At 62.7% G+C, this 18,220-nt stretch carries 20 protein-coding genes; 3 read left to right on the top strand and 17 right to left on the bottom strand.

The window, feature by feature from the left end; genetic code table 11:
* Positions 1 to 43 precede the first annotated feature (43 nt).
* From fliR to fliF, 13 genes are all read right to left on the bottom strand, one after another.
* The gene (gene fliR / locus FSY59_RS12120; RefSeq protein WP_003059125.1) at positions 44 to 808 is read right to left on the bottom strand and encodes a flagellar biosynthetic protein FliR; all 765 of its coding nucleotides are present in this window, start codon (positions 806 to 808) and stop codon (positions 44 to 46) included.
* Complete coding sequence (gene fliQ, locus FSY59_RS12115) at positions 805 to 1,074, bottom strand: flagellar biosynthesis protein FliQ (protein ID WP_003059126.1); 270 nt, start codon at positions 1,072 to 1,074, stop codon at positions 805 to 807. The genes fliR and fliQ overlap by 4 nt, the downstream gene beginning before the upstream one ends.
* A 134-nt stretch (positions 1,075 to 1,208) precedes the next feature.
* The gene (gene fliP / locus FSY59_RS12110; RefSeq protein WP_003059128.1) at positions 1,209 to 1,958 is read right to left on the bottom strand and encodes a flagellar type III secretion system pore protein FliP; all 750 of its coding nucleotides are present in this window, start codon (positions 1,956 to 1,958) and stop codon (positions 1,209 to 1,211) included.
* Positions 1,951 to 2,340 carry a flagellar biosynthetic protein FliO gene (locus FSY59_RS12105; protein ID WP_050874586.1) on the bottom strand — a complete coding sequence of 130 codons (390 nt, stop codon included), beginning with the start codon at positions 2,338 to 2,340 and terminating at the stop codon, positions 1,951 to 1,953. Before FSY59_RS12105 ends, fliP begins: the two co-directional genes overlap by 8 nt.
* A gap of 34 nt (positions 2,341 to 2,374) precedes the next feature.
* The gene (fliN, locus tag FSY59_RS12100) at positions 2,375 to 2,809 is read right to left on the bottom strand and encodes a flagellar motor switch protein FliN (RefSeq protein ID WP_003059131.1); all 435 of its coding nucleotides are present in this window, start codon (positions 2,807 to 2,809) and stop codon (positions 2,375 to 2,377) included.
* Positions 2,799 to 3,803 carry a flagellar motor switch protein FliM gene (gene fliM / locus FSY59_RS12095; protein WP_003059133.1) on the bottom strand — a complete coding sequence of 335 codons (1,005 nt, stop codon included), beginning with the start codon at positions 3,801 to 3,803 and terminating at the stop codon, positions 2,799 to 2,801. Before fliM ends, fliN begins: the two co-directional genes overlap by 11 nt.
* Before the next feature lie 15 nt (positions 3,804 to 3,818).
* Positions 3,819 to 4,373: a flagellar basal body-associated protein FliL gene (gene fliL / locus FSY59_RS12090; RefSeq protein WP_003059136.1), complete on the bottom strand. Its 555-nt coding sequence runs from the start codon at positions 4,371 to 4,373 to the stop codon at positions 3,819 to 3,821.
* Positions 4,374 to 4,562: 189 nt separating this feature from the next.
* On the bottom strand, positions 4,563 to 5,879 hold the full coding sequence (locus FSY59_RS12085; protein WP_148729016.1) for a flagellar hook-length control protein FliK: 1,317 nt from the start codon (positions 5,877 to 5,879) through the stop codon (positions 4,563 to 4,565).
* A gap of 2 nt (positions 5,880 to 5,881) precedes the next feature.
* The gene (fliJ, locus tag FSY59_RS12080) at positions 5,882 to 6,346 is read right to left on the bottom strand and encodes a flagellar export protein FliJ (protein WP_003059142.1); all 465 of its coding nucleotides are present in this window, start codon (positions 6,344 to 6,346) and stop codon (positions 5,882 to 5,884) included.
* A gap of 33 nt (positions 6,347 to 6,379) precedes the next feature.
* The gene (gene fliI / locus FSY59_RS12075; RefSeq protein WP_019043215.1) at positions 6,380 to 7,768 is read right to left on the bottom strand and encodes a flagellar protein export ATPase FliI; all 1,389 of its coding nucleotides are present in this window, start codon (positions 7,766 to 7,768) and stop codon (positions 6,380 to 6,382) included.
* A complete protein-coding gene (locus FSY59_RS12070) occupies positions 7,765 to 8,592 on the bottom strand; it encodes a FliH/SctL family protein (protein ID WP_043370715.1) in 828 nt (275 codons plus the stop codon). Before FSY59_RS12070 ends, fliI begins: the two co-directional genes overlap by 4 nt.
* On the bottom strand, positions 8,585 to 9,580 hold the full coding sequence (gene fliG, locus FSY59_RS12065) for a flagellar motor switch protein FliG (RefSeq protein ID WP_003059149.1): 996 nt from the start codon (positions 9,578 to 9,580) through the stop codon (positions 8,585 to 8,587). The genes FSY59_RS12070 and fliG overlap by 8 nt, the downstream gene beginning before the upstream one ends.
* A gap of 161 nt (positions 9,581 to 9,741) precedes the next feature.
* Positions 9,742 to 11,448 (bottom strand): flagellar basal-body MS-ring/collar protein FliF, encoded by a 1,707-nt coding sequence (fliF, locus tag FSY59_RS12060; RefSeq protein ID WP_148729015.1) that lies wholly within the window; start codon positions 11,446 to 11,448, stop codon positions 9,742 to 9,744.
* Between the two features lie 173 nt (positions 11,449 to 11,621).
* Between fliF and fliE the strand changes: the two genes are divergently transcribed.
* Positions 11,622 to 11,930: a flagellar hook-basal body complex protein FliE gene (gene fliE, locus FSY59_RS12055; protein WP_148729014.1), complete on the top strand. Its 309-nt coding sequence runs from the start codon at positions 11,622 to 11,624 to the stop codon at positions 11,928 to 11,930.
* 187 nt (positions 11,931 to 12,117) lie between these two features.
* Here the strand turns inward: fliE and FSY59_RS12050 are convergent, their stop codons facing one another.
* From FSY59_RS12050 to motA, 4 genes are all read right to left on the bottom strand, one after another.
* The gene (locus FSY59_RS12050) at positions 12,118 to 12,735 is read right to left on the bottom strand and encodes a protein phosphatase CheZ (protein ID WP_003059158.1); all 618 of its coding nucleotides are present in this window, start codon (positions 12,733 to 12,735) and stop codon (positions 12,118 to 12,120) included.
* Between the two features lie 3 nt (positions 12,736 to 12,738).
* A complete protein-coding gene (gene cheY, locus FSY59_RS12045) occupies positions 12,739 to 13,125 on the bottom strand; it encodes a chemotaxis response regulator CheY (protein WP_003059161.1) in 387 nt (128 codons plus the stop codon).
* Positions 13,126 to 13,197: 72 nt separating this feature from the next.
* On the bottom strand, positions 13,198 to 14,259 hold the full coding sequence (gene motB / locus FSY59_RS12040) for a flagellar motor protein MotB (RefSeq protein WP_043370714.1): 1,062 nt from the start codon (positions 14,257 to 14,259) through the stop codon (positions 13,198 to 13,200).
* Positions 14,260 to 14,301: 42 nt separating this feature from the next.
* A complete protein-coding gene (gene motA / locus FSY59_RS12035) occupies positions 14,302 to 15,162 on the bottom strand; it encodes a flagellar motor stator protein MotA (protein WP_003059167.1) in 861 nt (286 codons plus the stop codon).
* Between the two features lie 256 nt (positions 15,163 to 15,418).
* On the opposite strand from motA, the gene FSY59_RS12030 reads away from it, so the two are divergent.
* Together FSY59_RS12030 and FSY59_RS12025 are read left to right on the top strand one after the other, a co-directional pair.
* Positions 15,419 to 17,071 (top strand): glycosyltransferase, encoded by a 1,653-nt coding sequence (locus FSY59_RS12030; RefSeq protein WP_148729013.1) that lies wholly within the window; start codon positions 15,419 to 15,421, stop codon positions 17,069 to 17,071.
* A complete protein-coding gene (locus FSY59_RS12025) occupies positions 17,068 to 18,213 on the top strand; it encodes a DegT/DnrJ/EryC1/StrS aminotransferase family protein (RefSeq protein WP_187427908.1) in 1,146 nt (381 codons plus the stop codon). Before FSY59_RS12030 ends, FSY59_RS12025 begins: the two co-directional genes overlap by 4 nt.
* Positions 18,214 to 18,220: the final 7 nt, after the last annotated feature.

Below are 18,220 nucleotides of genomic sequence, written 5' to 3'. Positions count from 1 at the left end.
TGTCCACAAAGCGCATCAAGCTATAAAAAAATAGTCGCTCGCCCTAGACGCCGAAGACTGCCATGCCCTTTTGCAGCAGGGCCACCAGGGGCTGCTCCAGCAAGGGCAGAGTGGCCGTCAGGCCGAGCAGGCCCACGGTCAAGGTGACCGGAAAGCCCACGGCATAGATATTCATCTGCGGCGCGACCCGGGAGATGATGCCCAGCACCAGGTTGACGAAGAGCAGCATGGCAATCATGGGCAGGGCAATCCAGAAAGCACTGGAGAAAATGGCGCTGCCCATCTCGTGAATCCGCATCTGGGAGATAGCCTGCAGGAAATTGCCATCGACGGGGAAAGCCTGGAAGCTCTTGAGAACCGCCATCAGCACCAGCAGATGGCCGTTGATGACGATGAACAGCAAGGTGGCGATCTGCACCAGGAAACGCGCCACGGCGCTGAGCTGGGCATTGCTGGTCGGGTCGAAGAAGGACGCGAAGTTCAAGCCCATCTGCAGACCTACCACTTCACCGGCGACTTCGATGGCCGCCATCACCAGGCGCACGGCAAAGCCCACGGACAGCCCAACCACCACCTGCTGCACCAGCGTGCCCAGCGCCTGGGCCGAAGCAATGCTGACCACCGTCTGCTCGCCCAGCACGGGCTGCGCGCAAAGCGCAACCAGGAAAGCCAGCCCGACCTTGAGCCGCATGGGAATGGCTTTCTGGGAAAACACGGGCGCCGCGGTGAACAGCGCCAGCACGCGCACAAAAGGCCAGATCAGCGGCGAGAGCCAGGCGGCGATCTGGGCTTCGCTAAAGGAAATCATCCCACCGAACCCGGAATGCTCTCTATGGTGCGACGAATGAAATCCACCAGCGTGGACAGCATCCACGGTCCGGCCACGGCAAACACCAGCACGGCAGCGATGAGCTTGGGCACAAAGGCCAGCGTGGCCTCATGCACCTGGGTCACGGCCTGAAAGACGCTCACCAGCAGGCCCACGCCCATGACCACGCCCAGCACCGGCATGGAGATCATGAGCAGCAGGGTCAGCGCCTCGCGGCCAAAGGTCAGAACAAACTGAGAGGTCATGACGTTCTCTTAAAAATTCAATGAATCCAATACGCTTGCAACCGCCTCGGCTCAATGTGCGAGACACCGGGGAAGGGCCGCCCCGCACCTAAGATGGCGCAGGGCCGCCTAGGCAAGCGCCTCAGGGCGGTATCTCATGTAGCAAAGCTTGCCGCCAGGGAGCCGATGATCAGGTTCCAGCCATCGGCCAGCACAAACAGCATGAGCTTGAACGGCAGGGCCACCAGCACGGGCGAGAGCATCATCATGCCCAGCGACATGAGGATGGAAGACACCACCATGTCGATGATCAGGAACGGAATGAAGATCATGAAGCCGATCTGGAAGGCCGTCTTCAGCTCGCTGGTCACAAAGGCCGGCACCAGCACCCGCAGAGGTGCTGTTTCCGCCGTGACATTCGCATCCAGCTTGGCCAGGCGCTTGAACAGCGCAAAGTCCGACTGGCGCGTCTGCTTGAGCATGAAGCCGCGCATTGGGGCTTCGGCCTTTTCAATGGCCTGCTCGAAGCTGATGCTGTTCTGCGTGTAAGGCAGATAGGCGTCCTGATAGACCTTGTCCAGCGTGGGCCCCATCACGAACATGGTGAGAAACAGCGACAGGCCGATCACCACCTGATTGGGCGGCGCAGACTGCGTGCCCAGCGCCTGGCGCAACAGGCTCAGCACAATGACGATGCGGGTGAAACCCGTCATCAGCAGCAGGATGGCGGGCAGAAAGGACAGCGCCGTGAAGAACAGCAATGTCTGGATGGGCACCGAATAGCTGGTGCCGCCCGCGCCCTGGCCTACCAGCAGCGGCAGACTGGCGGGTGCGCCCTGGGCTGCGGCCATCAGGGGCATCGCCAGCAGGGCAGCTGCAGCAGCACGAGAGACGAATTTAGACATTTCCAGAATTCCGGGCCACTTCGTCGGCCTGCGCACGCATCAGCGAGTCGGTGAACGATGAGACGGCAGGTGAATGGGCTGCAGGGGCCGATTGCAAAGTCGCGGACGGGTCTTGCAGCACATGCAGGCATTGAATCTGCTGCGCCGTCACGCCCAGCACCAGGCGCACGGCCTGCTCCCCTTCACCCAGCTGCACGGTCAGCACCCGCTGCTGCGGGCCAATGGCCAGCGTTCCCAGCACCTGCGCCGGCACGGCAGAGGCTCCACGGGCCATGCCCATGCCGCGCGGCAGGAGGTTTTTCTGCTGCAGACGGCGCACCAGCCAGGGCAATGCCGCCATGACCGCCACGAACAGGACGACCAGCAGCAGCGTGGGCCACATGGAGGGGGCAGCAGCCGCAGAGCTGGCCGTATTCTCAACCACGGCTGACCCGGCGCAGGCGCTCGGACGGTGTTACCACGTCCGTCAGACGGATACCGAACTTGTCGTTGACCACCACCACTTCGCCCTGGGCGATCAGGTAGCCGTTGACCAGCACATCCATGGGTTCACCGGCTAGAGCATCGAGCTCCACCACCGAGCCCTGAGCCAGTTGCAGAATGTATTTGATGGGCACCTTGGTGCGGCCCAGCTCCACGGACAGCTGAACCGGAATGTCCAGCACCATGTTGATATCGTGCACCGGCACATCGCCATAGCTGCGAGCGGCGTCGCCCGCCAGCGGCCCACCCTGATCGGACAGGTCGGGGCCTTCGACGGCCTGGTCATGCTGACGCTGTTCTTCCAGCGCCTCGGCCCAGCCGGAGAACGGATCGTCGCCCGCGGGCTTGTTGTTGTCGTCAATTGCCATGCTTCTCTCCCATCCAGCTGGTATCGCCGCCGCGCAGGCTGCGTTCCACGCGGATTGCATATTTGTCGTTGTGCGTGCCGTACTGGCACTCGAAAACCGGCACCCCACCAATGGAGGCGCGAATCAGCGGCTCGCGGTCGAGCTCGATAAAGTCACCCGGGCGCATGGCCAGCAACTGTTCCACCGTGGCATCGGCGCGGGCCAGCTCGGCCACCAGCGTGACCTCCGCGGCCTGAATCTCGCGCGTCAGCACCTTGACCCAGCGGCGGTCCACTTCGATGGCATCGCCCTGAGTCGACGAATACAGCACGTCGCGAATAGGCTCCAGCGTCGCATAAGGCATGCAAATGTGGATGGAGCCCGAGATATCGCCGATCTCCAGCTGAAAGGCCGTGGAGACCACGATTTCGCTGGGTGTGGCGATGTTGGCGAACTGCGGCTGCATTTCCGAGCGCTGATAGGCCAGCTCCAGCGGATAGATGCCATGCCAGGCTTTTTTGTATTCCTCGCAGATCACGTTGACCATGCGGTTGATCACGCGCTGCTCGGTGGTCGAGAAGTCGCGCCCCTCGATGCGGGTCTGCAGGCGACCCGTGCCGCCGTACAGCGTGTCGATCACGCCGAACACCAGCGAGGGATCGCAGACGATCAGACCATTGCCGCGCAGCGGGCGAATGGCCATGATGTTGAAATTGGTGGGAACGGCCAGCTCGCGCAGGAAAGCGCTGTAGCGCTGCACCGTCACCGTGCCGACGGAAACCTCGGGGCTGCGGCGGATGAAGTTGAACAGGCCGATGCGGAAGTTGCGGGCAAAGCGCTCGTTGACAATTTCCATGGTGGGCATGCGCCCACGCACGATGCGTTCCTGGCTGGAGATGTCGTAGCTGCGGACCTGGCCGAGATCGACCTCCACCACTTCGGAACGCTGGCTTTCGCCCGTAACGCCTTCAAGAAGAGCATCAACCTCTTCCTGGGAGAGAAAAGAATCGCTCATGCACTCCCTCCCTGCTTACTGAATGATGAAGCTGGAGAACAGCACGCGACGCACAGGCCCCTTGCGATTGGCACGCGGGCTGTCTTCGTCGGCGTCCTCGTCGTCACGCGAACGCTTCTTGGCGCTCGGGCCGAAGCCCAGCGGCGCCGAGACCTCGGTCAGGATGTCGGCGGCCAGCTTTTCCTTGCCCTCGCGCGCCAGCAGCTCGTCGGCCGTGCGCTGGGACACCAGCATCAGAATGCCGTTGCGGATGCTGGGCAGGTATTGCTTGACGGTGGAAGCCGTCTTTTCGTCGGACAGCTCCAGCGTGATGCCCAGCTGCACAAAGCGGTCGCCACCGGGATCGGCCAGATTGGCCACCATATTGTCCAGCGGCAGGAAAGTGGGCACTGTGGCTTTGGCGCTGACTTCTTCTTCGCCATCGGCGCTGCTGTGCTGGCGCTGCATCATCAGCACATAGGCCGCGGCAGCCACAATGGCCAGCACGGCAACGATGGCCACGATGACGATCAGCTTCTTGCTTTTGGCAGGAGCAGGTGCGACAGGGGCGGCATTGGGATTGGCTGACACGGCGGGTATTCCTCAAGAGTGGGGGACTGCATCCACCCCGCAGCCATTGCCGCGACACGGAAGATCCACGCCTGAATTATTCGCCGCCCGCCCTGCCGACCATTGCCCGAATAAAAGCGCGAAACCCGGCTTCATTCCGGGTTTCGCACCATGTCCGGCTCACTGCTTCCGTGAACCGACTCTGATCATTTACACGAAAAGGTCCACCCCGGACTGCAGCGGCCGCGCGCCATTGCGGGCGCTGGCCGCACCCATGGGCAGCTCGGCAGCATTGACCGAGACCCGGGACACCCTGGCCTGGCCGCGCTGGGCATCCTCGCCCTGGCTGTCGCCCCCGGACCGGGCGCCAGCACCGCCCGCATCCACGCTGACGCCGCTCAGATTCAGCCCCTGCGCCTGCAACAGCTCGCGCAGCTGAGCCTGGCCGTCAGCCAGCAGCTGACGTGCCTGCTCATCGCCCGCGGCAAAGCGCACATGCGCCTCCTGGCCGTTCAGTTGCACCTGGACCTGGATAGCCTTGCCCTCATGCTGGATAGACAGCGCGGCATTCTGCGTTTTCTGATGCACCCAGAAGGCCACCTGCTCGGACACCTCCTGCTCGCGCTCTGTCGGTGCAGCATCCTGTCCTGCCAGGCTCTGGCCGAAGTCGGAGCTGTTCTGGCCGCCGCCCTGCATGCCGGCGCTCGCCGCTCCCATGGCGACCCCTGCGGCAGCGGCTGCGGCCTGCAAGTCTGCCCCGCCCTGCACTGCCGCCGTCTTGCCCTGCGGCGCAGCCTCATCCTGCTGGGGCGAGCGGGCCGCACGCAGCAAATCCTTGAGCCCTTCCAGGGCCTGCGGCTGCACGGCCGTCATGCCCTGCAGGCTGATGCCTTGCTGCGGCACTGCCTGCGCCTTGTGCACGGCAGGCTCGATGCGCGCAGCAGGCGCCTCTTCAGTCACCAAAGCCAGTGCGCTGTACCCGCCGTCCTGCCCCTGCGCGGCTGAATCCTGCTGCGGCTGTAAAGCAGCCTCATCAGAACTTATAGCTGCCTGCGCTTTCACCGTATACGTTTGAGCCTGATCTGAATGTAAATCCTTGCCCATGAATGCGGCATGCGCCTGCTCGGACCCGGGCTGCAAAGCCTGGCGATGGGCCAGTTGAGCGGCATGGCCTCTGCCTGAAAGAAAGTCGGTGGCCACGCCCTGGCGCAAATCGGTGTCCCCCTGTCCATCCAGCTGGGCGGTCTGTCCCACCAGGGTCATCCACGGCGCATGGCCTTGAGCGATCAGCAGCTCATCCTGCTCGCCTGGAGCCAGCTTCACGTCCGGCACCTCGGCAGGCTGCAGCGCCGTCTGCGGCAGGCCGGCAGCCACGAATCCGTCCAGCGATGCCAGCAGCGATGAAAAGCCCTGGCCGGGCTCGCCTGCCGCGGCCGTAGCGCTTTTGGCCGAGCTCATGGACTGTGCCATGGCCTTGCCGGTGCGCGCTTCGCCGCCGCGCGGGCCATCAATTCTGGTTTCCGCCATGCTCAGGCCTCCTGGAGTTGCAGGCCGAAGCTGCGTCGAAAAAAGGCCATGGTGGCGCGTTCGTCAGTATCTTTTTGCTCGCGGCGCATCTGGGCCAGTGCCACATCACGGCGGCGGGCCTGCACCACTTTCTGCAGACTGGTCACGCGTAGCTCGGCCGCCAGCAGGGCCTGGCGTGCGGTCTCCAGCCGAATGTCCTGATCTGCCACCACACGGGTCTGCAAGCCGATGGCGTGCTGCAGGCGCTCCATGAACTGGTACTGGTGATGCATGACTTCTGGCTGCACGGCCAGCCCTTCCTGGGCCCCCCAGCGCGTCTGCATCTCCAGGACATAGCCCTGCAGCTGATCCATCTGGGCCTGCGCCGCCTGCTGAGCGCGCTGACGCTCCTGCAAGGCGGTGCGGGCCGCATCGCGCTTGCGTTCTGCGGCTTCAATGGCGACGTTCAAGGCATTCAAGGACGACATCTGCGACTCTCCCTCTGGCTAACCCGTTTAGTCTCAGCCCCGCTGCATGGCTTGCGCCATGCCGGCCAGGCTTTGCTCCATGCTGGAGCTTTCAAACATGCTTTGCTGCAGAAACCCGGTCATGGCGGGCTGCAGCGCAATCGCCTCGTCCAGCTGCGGATCGGAGCCTGGGACATAGGCGCCGACCTGCACCAGATCGCGCCCCTTCTGATAGCGCGAATAGACGGCGCGAAAGCGACGTGCCAGCTCGAAATGCTCGCGCGAAACCACGTTGTGCATGACGCGCGAAGCCGACTGTTCGATGTCGATGGCCGGGTAATGCCCGGTCTCGGCCAGCGCCCGCGAGAGCACGACGTGACCGTCGAGAATGGCGCGGGCCGCATCGGCAATCGGATCCTGCTGATCGTCACCTTCGGACAGCACGGTGTAGAAGGCCGTGATCGAGCCCACGCCGTGCAGGCCGTTGCCGCTGCGCTCCACCAGCGCAGGCAGCTTGGCAAAGCACGATGGCGGATAGCCCTTGGTGGCCGGCGGCTCGCCGATGGCCAGGGCGATTTCGCGCTGGGCCATCGCATAGCGAGTCAGCGAATCCATGAGCAGCAGCACATGCTTGCCCTTGTCGCGGAAATGCTCGGCAATCGCCGTGGCGTAGCTGGCACCCTGCATGCGCAGCAGCGGCGGCGCATCGGCGGGGGCGGCCACCACCACGGCACGGCTGCGGTCCTGGGCGCCCAGGATGTCCTCGACGAACTCCTTGACCTCGCGGCCACGCTCGCCGATCAGGCCCACCACGATCACGTCGGCCTGGGTGTAGCGCGCCATCATGCCCAGCAGCACGGACTTGCCCACACCCGAGCCGGCAAACAGACCCAGACGCTGGCCGCGCCCCACGGTCAGCAGCGAATTCAGCGCCTTGACACCGGTATCCAGCGACTCCCGCACGGGGTCTCGGTCCATGGCGTTGATGGGGTTGCGATCCAGCACCTCGGGCACCACGCCCTCCAGCGCCGGGCCGCGATCCAGCGGGATTCCTTGCGAATCCACCACGCGCCCCAGCAGGCCATCGCCCATGGGCAGGCGCAGCACGCCCACGGTCTGCCTGACCTTCTCGGTCTCCGCCACGCCCAGCTGGGGCACGGGAACAAATGGAGCTGCCGGCGTCACCATGGCACCGCTGGACAGACCCTGAATATCGCCCGCGGGCATCAGAAAGGCGCGCTCGCCGGCAAAACCGACCACCTCGGCCAGCACAGGTTCCTGCCCGTGCTGATGAATATGGCATTGCGCCCCCACGGGAACGCGCAGCCCCGAGGCCTCCAGCACCATGCCGGTCAGGCGCGTGAGATGGCCCTGGCATTCCAGTGGCACCGGCTCGGCATAGCGAGCACGCGCCTGGCTCATGAACTGCTGCCAGGCGTTCATGGCTTGTCTCCGTCATACCAGGTGGAGACCAGCCCCAGAGCCGCCACAGCACGGCGCCAGCGCTTGTCCAGACCGCCGTCGATCTCGGAGCCGCCGGATTCCACCTTGACATCGCCCTGGGCAATCGTGGCATCGCCCAGCCACTGGATACGGCTGTGCGCACCATGCTCGGCACGCAGGGCCTCATCGAGCAGCTCAAAGTCTGCGGGGTTCAGGCGCACGGTCACCGGGCGGCTCTCCTCGACCAGCATGTCCAGTGCTTCGCGAATCACGGGCAGCAAGGCCTGGGGCTGGCTGCGCAGCTCCTGGCGCACCACCTGGCGTGCGATGTCGCAGGCCAGATTCAGCAACTCCTGGGCCATGCCCGACTGCAGCTGCTTGAAGTTGTCTTCCAGGCCCTGCAACACGCCATCGATACGTTGCGCGCTCTCGCGGCCTGCTCCATTGATATGGTCGTCCAGGTGCTGCTGCCATTGCTGCTGGGTCTGGGTGCGGCCTTCGGCCAGGCCCTGTGCATGGCCCTCGGCGCGTGCCTGCGCCAGCATCTGCTGCAGCTGCTCCTCGTCGAAAGCCGGGGCGGCCGGCTCCACCGACTCCACAGCCTGCACCTCGGGTTGTGGCTGCGGCTGATGGGCAATAGAAGGGGAAAAGCCGTTGAAGTGCGGTGTCCCTGCCGGGATGAAGGCCGCTGGCTGTGCGGGCGCGAAGACGCCACCGCTCTGCGCATCCACCGCGCCGAAGCGCCATTGCACCACGGTGCTGTCGTCGATCTCTTCCTGCGGGATAAAGCGCGAGTGCGAACGCGGTGGCTGGCCCTTAGACATAGCTGTCCTCCGGGCCGCTGCCGATGGTTACCTGGCCTTCCTCGACCAGACGACGCACGACCTTGAGGATTTCCTTCTGCTGGGCTTCCACTTCGGACAGACGCATGGGGCCACGACCTTCCAGGTCCTCGCGCAGCGACTCGGCCGCACGCATTGACATATTGGCCAGAATCTTGTCGCGCACTTCCATGGAGCCGCCCTTGAGCGCCACGATCAGCGTCTCGGACACCACCTCGCGCAGCACCAGCTGCACCGAGCGGTCGTCGAGCTTGACCAGATCGTCGAAGACGAACATCTTGTCCATGATCTTCTGTGCCAGCTCGGGGTCGTAGTTGCGGATGGTATCGAGCACCGCCACATCGGCATTGCCGCCCATCTGATTGAGCATTTCGGCTGCGGTCTTGACGCCGCCCAGCGAGGTCTTGCGCACCTTGTCTCCACCCGCCAGCACCTTGAACAGCACTTCGTTCAAGTCCTTGAGTGCCGTGGGCTGAATGCCTTCCAGTGTGGCCACGCGCAGCATGACCTCGCTGCGTGCCCGGTCGGGGAACTGCATCAGCACGGCCGCAGCCTGCTCATACTCCAGGTGCACCAGAATTGCCGCCACGATCTGCGGATGCTCGCCGCGCAGCAGCTCGGCCACCGACAGCGGGTCCATCCACTTCAGGCTTTCAATGCCCGAGATATCGCCGCCCTGCATGATGCGGTCGATCAGCAGCGCCGCCTTGTCATCGCCCAGGGCACGCTTGAGCACCGAGCGCACATAGTCGCTGGCATCGTCCACCAGCAGACTCTGCGACGCAGCATCGCTGGTGAAGCGGTCGATCACGAAATCCACCTTTTCCCGCGTCACGCCACGCATGCGGGCAATCGTCTCGCCCAGCTTCTGCACTTCCTTGGGCGTGAGGTGCTTGAACACCTCGGCCGCCTCTTCCTCACCGAGGGAGACCAGCAAGATGGCAGCGTCGTTCAGACCTCTATCGTCCATATTCAAAACTCTCTATTCAATGATCCAAAACCGGGCCAGCTCATCGCCTGCTTTGCCAACGACTCTTTAGCCAGTGACAGCAAGCAAGGGCCTAGGCGGCCCCGCCGTCCCGCAGCAAGGCTGTCGTCCCCCTCGGGGATGCGGCGCAGCCGCCCAGGGGACTAGCCTTCTCCGTTAATCCATGTCTTCACGATGTTCGCCACCGCGATCGGGTTCTGCTTGGCCAGATGACGGGCCTGATCCAGTCGCTCCTGCTCCTTCGTCGGAGACAGATCCTTCGCAGGTGCGGGCAGAGCGGGGCGGTCCAGCGCCTCGGCTTCAATGGCATTGAGCTGGCCGCCGGGGCTGGTATTGCGTCCCTTGAGCAAGGGGCGCACCAGGCCCAGCAGCACCAGGGCACCAAACAGCGCCAGCGCAATCGGCACACCCAGGCTCTTGGCCATGGCCTGAATCTCGGGGTCCTTCCACATCGGCAGCTCGGCAGGTGCGGCACCGCTGTCCATGAAGGGCGCACTGACCAGATTCACCGAGTCGCCGCGATCGGCGCTATAGCCCACGGTCTCACGCACCAGCGTGAGCAGCTGCTCCTGCTGCTGGGCCGTCAGGGGACGCAGGCCGGAGCTGACTGCGGCTGCCGCTGCCGCTGCCGCCGCATCGGTGCCAGCGGCAGCGGCCAGCGGCGCATTGACCACTACCGCCGCCGTCAGGCGCTTGACGGTGCCGGTGCTGCCACGTGTGACCTTGACGGTCTTGTCCACTTCGTAATTGGTGATGGACTCGCGCTTGTTGCCCTGGGCGTTGCCCTGGCCTGCACCAGCGGCCTGCGGCGCAGGATTGGCACCGTTGATGGGTGCGGTAGAGTTCTGAGGTGGCTGGTTGCTGGTCGCGCCAGGCACGCCGGTAGGTGGAGTGGCCGTCTTGTCGCCATTGGTTTCCATCACCTGCTGGCTGCGCACGGCCCCGCCGTCGGTGGACTGATTGGGACGATGTTGCTCGGACGTCGATTCGGTCTGGCTGAAGTCCAGCTCGGCCGAAACCTGGGCCTTCACATTGTTCTTGCCGACCACGGGCTCCAGAATGTCCAGAATGCGGCGCACATATTGCTGCTCCACCTGCTGGGTGTAGAGGAATTGCTGCATGTCCACGCCGCCGGCATTGCCGTCAGGCGACTGCGACAGCAGCTTGCCGGTGTCGTCCACCACGCTCACGGCCGAAGGCTCCATCTCGGGCACGCTGGATGCGACCAGATGCACGATGCCCGCGATCTGCGCACGGTCCAGCATGCGGCCCGGATGCAAGCTCAGCAGCACGGAAGCCGAAGGCTTTTGCTGCTCGCGAAAAAAGCCGTTCTGATTGGGCAGGGCCAGATGCACGCGGGCACTTTGCACGGCATTGAGCGCCAGGATGGAGCGGGTCAGCTCGCCTTCCAGGCCGCGCTGGAAATTGAGGCGTTCCTGAAACTGGGTGATGCCGAACTTGCTGTTCTCCATCAGCTCGAAGCCCGTGACCGAGCCCTTGGGCAGGCCTTGCGTGGCCAGCTTCAGGCGCACATCGTGCACACGGTCTGCGGGGATGAGGATGGCGCCGCCGCCCTCGCTGTACTTGTAGGGCACGTTCATCTGCGTCAGCTGCGCCACGATGGCGCCGCCATCCTTGTCGCTGACGTTGGAGAACAGCATCTTGTAGTCGGGCTGGCGATAGAACACCGCCGCCGCCACCAGACCGACGGCGACCAAGGCCGCCAGTGCGCCCCAGCGAAGACGTTGGCCACGGTCGAGCGCACTCCAGCGCTGCGCAAGCGCAGGGCGGGGCGCATACGTGGCACCGGGCACGGCATTGGGGACAGGTACTTCAGCTACAGCAGACATCTTGATTCCATGGTGTCAGACCCCACACGAGGTCTAGCGTCCAGTGGATTATTCGGACTCGGGCCCATGGCGTTCCCCCGATAAGCGAGCCGATTCACCCACTTATTGCCCGTCTGCGATCAAGCGAAAAACCTACGATCACCTCCAACTCACCAAGCCTGTTGGATAAAGATATGGACCTGAAGATCCCAGCAATCAATCCCGCCCAACTGGGCAACCAGCTCACCAAGGTCGGCAGCGTCGGCACCGCGCCCGTGGCCGGCGGCTTTGGCCAGGCTTTGCAAAATGCACTGCAATCGGTGAGCTCGGCTCAAAACCATTCCAGCCAGCTGCAGCGCGAAGTACAGCTGGAAAACCCCGCGGTCAGCCTGGAGCAGACCATGGTGGCCATGCAAAAGTCGCAGATCGGCTTTCAGGCCACGCTGCATGTGCGCAACCGCCTGGTGCAGGCCTACTCCGATGTGATGAATATGCAGGTGTGATCGGCGCGACGCCGCACATCGCTCAAAAGGCAGATTGCCCTCCAAGGCTTGCCCGCATGTTGTAGTGACATGCGGGCTTTTTGCGCCCTGCCCGCCTGGCAGCGCCCAATAAAAAAGCCCGATCCATTCAAAAGATCAGGCTTCTCGGGCTCAAGTGCTTATCTGCAAAGCGCAGGCAGCAATATTTTTAAAAGCCAAGACTGGCCAGCAGATCATCCACCTGGGACTGCGAGGTCACCACGTCTGCCGTCTTTTCCGGATCCACCACCGGACCTGCCAGCTTGGGCTGCAAGGCTTCCACAGGCGCCAGGACAGGTGCCTGCGCAACATCCGGCGAGGTCTGGATCAGCAACTCCAGCAGCTGCGACTCCAGATCGGCCGCCAGGGCCACCACACGCGCGATCACCTGGCCGGTGAGATCGTGAAAGTCCTGCGCCATCATGATCTCGGTCAGATGGCTATTGGTCTGCTCCGTACCCTCTTCCACCTCCTGCAGATAGTTCATCACACGCCCCTTGGCTACTGCGGCCACGGGATCCTTGATGAGTTCTGCACGCATGGCACGGGTACGCTCGGCCAGCGCATCCTGGCGGTTCTGCGTCACCTCGACCTGGCCCAGCACCTTGTTGGCAGCTTCGCCCGTCAGGCGGGCGATATAGGACAGGCGGCTTTGCGCATCGGGCAGCTCCCCTGCACTGCCGCGCAAACGATCCGCATAGCCCAACTCGTTGAGCGAGTTATGCAACTGGCGCGTGAGCACGCCAATCTTGTAGTGGACGTTGGCGGAAGCCTGGTCGCTACTCATGGCTCAGAGGTCTAGTTTCTTGATGATGAGGTTGACCTTCTCTTCCAGCGTGGCCTTGGTGAAGGGCTTGACGATATAGCCGGCAGCGCCGCCCTGGGCGGCAGCCACGATATCTTCCTTGCGGGCTTCGGCGGTCACCATCAGCACCGGCAGATGCTTGAGCTTTTCATCCTGCTTGATCTCGGTGAGCAGCTGAAAGCCGTTCATGTTCGGCATGTTGATGTCGGTCACCACAAAGTCGAACTTGCTAGCACGCAGCTTGGTAATGGCCACCACACCATCTTCGGCCTCATCGGCATCGGCAAAGCCACTCTCCTTGAGCAGATTGCGCACGATGCGGCGCATGGTGGAGAAGTCGTCAACAATCAAAAATCGCAGGGCATTAGCCACGAGAGGCCCTTTCGGTCGGAATAGGTGCGTGGGAACAAGTTTTCACGCCGTGATGGTAACAATTTGTCAACCTCATGGCGTTGGACGTGCATTGTCAGGCTTTTCGACAGCCTCTGTAGCAACTTCAGGGTTTGTTACAACAAACTCTTCCTTGGCATCCAGAGACTGCTTGTCGACAGCGCTGGGTACTGCGCGCCGGGCCTTGGGTTGGTTGATCGTGCTGGCTGCCTCTTCGGCACTGGCCACGCGCTCCATGCTGCGCTCCTTGTCGTTGCCCAGCACACGGCGCTCGGCCTCCTTGGTCAGCACGGTAATCGTGATGCGACGGTTCTGCGCCGCGCGCGGCTCCTCGGGCAGCAGCAGGTCGCTGCTTGACATGCCCACCACGCGCGCCAGCTTGTCCAGCGGCATGCCGGCAGCCACGAGTTCGCGGCGCGATGCATTGGCGCGGTCGGCCGACAGCTCCCAGTTGCTGTAGCCGCGATCGGCATTGCCGTAGGGCGCGGCATCGGTGTGACCCGAGAGACTGATGCGATTTTCTGCATTGCCCATGGCCGCACCGATCTCGCGCAGGATATCGCGCATGTAGGGCTTGACCACGGCACTGCCGCTGTCGAACATGGGGCGGTTCTGGTCATCGACGATCTGAATCATCAGGCCGTCATGCGTGATCTCCGTGCGAATCTGCGAGCGAAACTCGTTCAGGCGCGCATTGTTGGCAATCATGGTGTCCACCTTGGCCTTGAGCGCATGCAGACGCTGCGCGTCGCGCGCGGACTCATCGGCCCTTCCCATGGTCTGGCTGGAGCGGCGGTTGGCATTGTCCTCGGACTCGGAACGACGCACCTGGCCGTGCACCTTGGAGAGGTCGTTGCCGCCGCCTGGCACGATGCTGGAGCTGTTGCCCGCACCGCTGCCACCCGACATCGCCACCTTCAGCGGCGAATTGAAATACGCGGCAATCCCCTGCAACTCGCCCTGAGCGGTCGAACCCAGCAGCCACATCAGCAAGAAGAAGGCCATCATCGCCGTCACAAAGTCGGCATAGGCAATCTTCCAGGCGCCACCATGGTGGGCATGGGCGGTCTTCTTGACACGCTTGATGATGATGGGCTGCAGTTTCTTGTCAGCCATGGCAGCGCTCCATCACAACATACTGGCGAGAGCGGGCACTCATCACTTCTTACCCTTGACGTGCGACTCCAGCTCCAGAAAGCCTGGGCGCTCGGTGGAGAACAGCACCTTGCGGCCGAACTCGATGGCCGTGCCCGGGTTGTAGCCCTGCATGCTGGCCAGCAGCGTCGCCTTGATGCACTCGAACTCCTTGGCCGCATCCTGCGCACGCTGCTCCAGCAGCGCGGCCATGGGCTCCACCAGCGCATAGGCCAGCAAGATCCCGAGGAAGGTACCCACCAGCGCCGAGGCAATCATGCCGCCCAGCACCGCCGGGGGCTGCCCCACGAAAGCCATGGTGTTCACCACACCCAGCACGGCCGCAATAATGCCGAAGGCCGGCAGGGCGCCCGCCAGACGATTCAGTGCCATCACCGGCGCATGGGCCTCGGCATGATGGGCTTCGATTTCACTGTCCATCAGCGCCTCGATCTCATGCGAGTTGAGATTGCCCGAGACCATCATGCGCAGATAGTCGGTCAGGAACTCGACGACATGGTGGTCGGCCATCAGCTGCGGATAGTTCTGGAACACCGTCGAGGACTGCGGATCTTCCACATCGGACTCGATCGACATCAGGCCTTCCTTGCGCGCCTTCTGCAGCAGCTCGTACAGGAGCGCCATCACTTCCATATAGCGCGCCTTGTTGTAGCGCGAGGGCTTGAGCGCCGAAGGGATCGCCTTGGCCGTGGCCTTGAGCACCTTGGGCTGGTTGCTGACGATGAATGCGCCCAGGGCGCCACCGCCAATGGTCACCATCTCGAACGGCAGCGCCTTGACAAGAACGCCCACGCTGCCGCCGTGCAGCACATACATGCCGAAGATGCAGCCGAAGGCGACGATATAACCGATGAGAACAAGCATGGGAAGTGATTGTGAGGGGGCGGGCCGTGATTGTTAACGGAAAAAAGCCGGGTGATTGCTCTCTAGATCGGCAGCTTCAGGCTCTTTTGTAGGGCGGCAGCCGAATTGAAAGGTAAAGACGTACCTGTTCATGGGCTGCTATTGGGGGTCTTAACTCGCCGATGACCAAGAGTGCGACAGGTATATTGAGGTGGCACCATATCGGGCTCTCTACGCACAGCATGCCAGTGCACTTTTTGCATTTCTCTGGGTACCAATGTCTTCCCCCTCCACCACCGCGAACTCAACACCGCAGCAAGCCACGCCATCGGAGCTTGAAGAGATCCATCAGCTGATCAAGACCAATCAGTTTGTGCCTGCGCTCACCGCCTTGATGCAGCAGGTGGCGCAGGACGTTCGCAATCCGAAACTGTGGCTGCTGATCGGCCTGGCCTACACGCGCATGTCGGACTGGAAGCCTGCGATCGAGGCGCTGCAGACGGTGCTGGAGCTTGATCCCAGGGAAGTCCAGGCCGAGCATCTGATGGCCATGGCCCTGTTCAGCACGGGACGCAAGCAGGAAGCCTGTGACCTGATAGACAAGGTTGTCAAGAAAGGCAATCTTGGCCCGCAATGGATGATGCGCGCCTACATCCACGCACACACCAGTCGTGACCCCATGCTGGCACTGCAAGCAGCACGCGACTGGGGCAGGCGCTTTGCCGATCCGCTGACGCGCAAGGCCAAACCCTTGAAGGTGGCAGACCGCAGCCCGCGCAAGAAGCTCAAGGTAGGTTACGTAACGGCGGACTTCCGCCAGCACTCGGTGGCCTTTTTCATGCAGCCCGTGCTGGCCCACCACAATCCGGACAACGTCGAGGTGCATGTCTACTCCAATGGCCCCAGCGACAGCACCACTGAACACATGCGCTCCCTGGTGCTGCATTGGCTGGATGTGATGGAGATGGACGATGAAGCGCTGTGCGAAAGAATCCGTCAGGACGAAATCGACGTGCTCGTGGACTTGTCCGGATATACACAGGGCCACCGCCTGGGCGTTTTCGCGCGCCGTGCCGCACCCGTGCAGGTGACCTGGCTGGGCTATATGCAGACGCTGGGCATGAAGGCCATGGATTACCGGCTGGTGGATGAGGGTATCGCTCCCCCCAGCCATGCTCCGCATTACTCGGAAACCTTGTTCTATCTGCGCGCCATGGCAAGCTATACGCCGCCTGCCTATGCCCCGCTATGCGAAGAGCCGCCCATGCTGCGCAACGGCTACCCGACGCTGGTATCGCTGAACAACTCGTCCAAGATCACCGACGAGATGCTGCGCATCTGGGCGCGCATCCTGCATGAACGCGAGGATGCGCGTCTCATCATCATGGTCAAGGAAGAAAATCCCGATGCCGCCCAGGCCCATATGCAACCACGTGTGGAAACGGCCGGCATGCCCCTGGATCGCGTTTCGGTGCTGCACCAGCAGCCGCTCGACCGGTTTATGGAGATGGGACATATTGCAGATATCGTGCTCGATACCTCTCCAATCTCCGGTGGCACCACCACCTTGCATGCGCTGTGGATGGGCATGCCTATCGTCGCCCTGGATGCTGAGCGTGGCGTAGATGCGTCAACTGCGCGTATCTTGGAAGGGCTGGGCCTGGGACATTGGGCAGTGAAAAGCGAACAGGAATATATAGAGCGTGTCTTGCGATGCATAAACAATCCCGAATTCTTGCAGCAGTGCCGCTGCTCTGTGACGCGCGATCGTCTCAAGCAAAGTGGGTTGATGGACTATGTCTCACGTACGCAAGAGCTGGAAGACGCCTATCGGCTCATGTGGCTCAACTATTTGCGCGGTGACCGCAAGGCATTGAGCGTCGATGTCGATCTAGCGCAAGCATTGGCCGAGATGGATGCTGTCGCATGACGACTGTACAGCAGCCGCCATGGGTGCCATTGTTGGTGCCCGATATGCCATCTCCCCAGGAGCTGTTGCCTTGGCTGGAGCGCATGCATGCCGCTCGGCACTATTCCAACTTTGGCCCGCTGGTACAGGAGCTGGAGAGTGCGCTTGCACAGCGATTCGTTCTGGGGTCAGAGCAACTCACCACGGTGGCTAACGCCACTCAGGGGCTGGAGCTGGTCTTGCAGGCACTGGACTTGCAGCCTGGTTCACGCATCCTGTTGCCTGCCTTTACCTTTGTCGCCACAGCCACTGCCGTAGTGCGAATAGGCCATCAACCCGTGCTGGCCGATGTGAATGCGCAAACCTGGATGCTCACGCCCGACATTGCCCGTTCCGTCTGCGAGCACATGCGCATTGACGCGGTGATACCCGTTGCCACCTTCGGCATGCCCCACGACATGCGGGCCTGGCAGCAATTCGAGCGGGATACCGGCTTGCCCGTGGTCATCGACGCCGCGGCCGCCTATGGCAGCCAATGGTTGCAAGGTGTCGAAGGTACCTTGATCTTCAGTCTGCACACCACCAAAAGTCTGCCTGCGGGCGAGGGCGGGCTGGTCGTTTCCACCCGTCCTGGCCTAGCGGCCAAGGTGCGCCAGCTCTCCAACTTCGGCATCAACCTGGATCCTGACGCTGATGCGCCAGTGGGCACTTTGGCTGGGCTGGGCAGTAACGCCAAGATGAGCGAATATCATGCAGCCATTGGTCTGGCTTCACTGCAAAAATGGGAGCACCATGCGCATAAACGAAAAGCACTACAGGCTGATTTGATACATGAAATCGATCAGGCCAGCGGCCACTGCATGACTTGGCAGACCCAGGGCGCGGGCGGCCCGCTGATGGCCCCCACAGTGCTGTGTGCTCGCCTGCCGAATGCCCTAGCCCGTGCGGCGGTAGAGCAAGCCTGCCAGCAGGCGCGCATCATGACGAGGCGCTGGTACCAGCCGCTGTTGCAGCACATCGACGTGCTGCAACAGCGATGCGTGTCACTGGATACGCCCAATGCCGAGGCACTGGCCCAAACTCTGCTGGGGCTACCGTTTTTTCTGAGCATTACGGCGGAGCAACGCCAGCGGGTATGTAGTGCGGTAGCAAGCACTGCTTAGGTAGTGA

The sequence above is a fragment of the Comamonas sp. Z3 genome (assembly GCF_008121565.1).
Classification (GTDB): Bacteria; Pseudomonadota; Gammaproteobacteria; order Burkholderiales; family Burkholderiaceae_C; genus Comamonas; species Comamonas brasiliensis.
Note: the sequence above shows the minus strand (reverse complement) of the source record. Positions and strands in the feature narration are given on the sequence as shown.

What these genes read in the sequence shown, in the direction of transcription:
- FSY59_RS12030 (WP_148729013.1), top strand. Translation starts at nt 15,419, where the DNA reads ATGTCTTCCCCCTCCACCACCGCGAACTCAACACCGCAGCAAGCCACG.
- motB (WP_043370714.1), bottom strand. Translation starts at nt 14,259, where the DNA reads ATGGCTGACAAGAAACTGCAGCCCATCATCATCAAGCGTGTCAAGAAG.
- FSY59_RS12070 (WP_043370715.1), bottom strand. Translation starts at nt 8,592, where the DNA reads ATGTCTAAGGGCCAGCCACCGCGTTCGCACTCGCGCTTTATCCCGCAG.
- fliF (WP_148729015.1), bottom strand. Translation starts at nt 11,448, where the DNA reads ATGTCTGCTGTAGCTGAAGTACCTGTCCCCAATGCCGTGCCCGGTGCC.
- fliN (WP_003059131.1), bottom strand. Translation starts at nt 2,809, where the DNA reads ATGGCAATTGACGACAACAACAAGCCCGCGGGCGACGATCCGTTCTCC.
- FSY59_RS12085 (WP_148729016.1), bottom strand. Translation starts at nt 5,879, where the DNA reads ATGGCGGAAACCAGAATTGATGGCCCGCGCGGCGGCGAAGCGCGCACC.
- fliE (WP_148729014.1), top strand. Translation starts at nt 11,622, where the DNA reads ATGGACCTGAAGATCCCAGCAATCAATCCCGCCCAACTGGGCAACCAG.
- motA (WP_003059167.1), bottom strand. Translation starts at nt 15,162, where the DNA reads ATGCTTGTTCTCATCGGTTATATCGTCGCCTTCGGCTGCATCTTCGGC.
- fliG (WP_003059149.1), bottom strand. Translation starts at nt 9,580, where the DNA reads ATGGACGATAGAGGTCTGAACGACGCTGCCATCTTGCTGGTCTCCCTC.
- fliQ (WP_003059126.1), bottom strand. Translation starts at nt 1,074, where the DNA reads ATGACCTCTCAGTTTGTTCTGACCTTTGGCCGCGAGGCGCTGACCCTG.
- FSY59_RS12050 (WP_003059158.1), bottom strand. Translation starts at nt 12,735, where the DNA reads ATGAGTAGCGACCAGGCTTCCGCCAACGTCCACTACAAGATTGGCGTG.
- fliP (WP_003059128.1), bottom strand. Translation starts at nt 1,958, where the DNA reads ATGTCTAAATTCGTCTCTCGTGCTGCTGCAGCTGCCCTGCTGGCGATG.
- FSY59_RS12105 (WP_050874586.1), bottom strand. Translation starts at nt 2,340, where the DNA reads ATGTGGCCCACGCTGCTGCTGGTCGTCCTGTTCGTGGCGGTCATGGCG.
- fliJ (WP_003059142.1), bottom strand. Translation starts at nt 6,346, where the DNA reads ATGTCGTCCTTGAATGCCTTGAACGTCGCCATTGAAGCCGCAGAACGC.
- fliM (WP_003059133.1), bottom strand. Translation starts at nt 3,803, where the DNA reads ATGAGCGATTCTTTTCTCTCCCAGGAAGAGGTTGATGCTCTTCTTGAA.
- fliR (WP_003059125.1), bottom strand. Translation starts at nt 808, where the DNA reads ATGATTTCCTTTAGCGAAGCCCAGATCGCCGCCTGGCTCTCGCCGCTG.
- fliI (WP_019043215.1), bottom strand. Translation starts at nt 7,768, where the DNA reads ATGAACGCCTGGCAGCAGTTCATGAGCCAGGCGCGTGCTCGCTATGCC.
- FSY59_RS12025 (WP_187427908.1), top strand. Translation starts at nt 17,068, where the DNA reads ATGACGACTGTACAGCAGCCGCCATGGGTGCCATTGTTGGTGCCCGAT.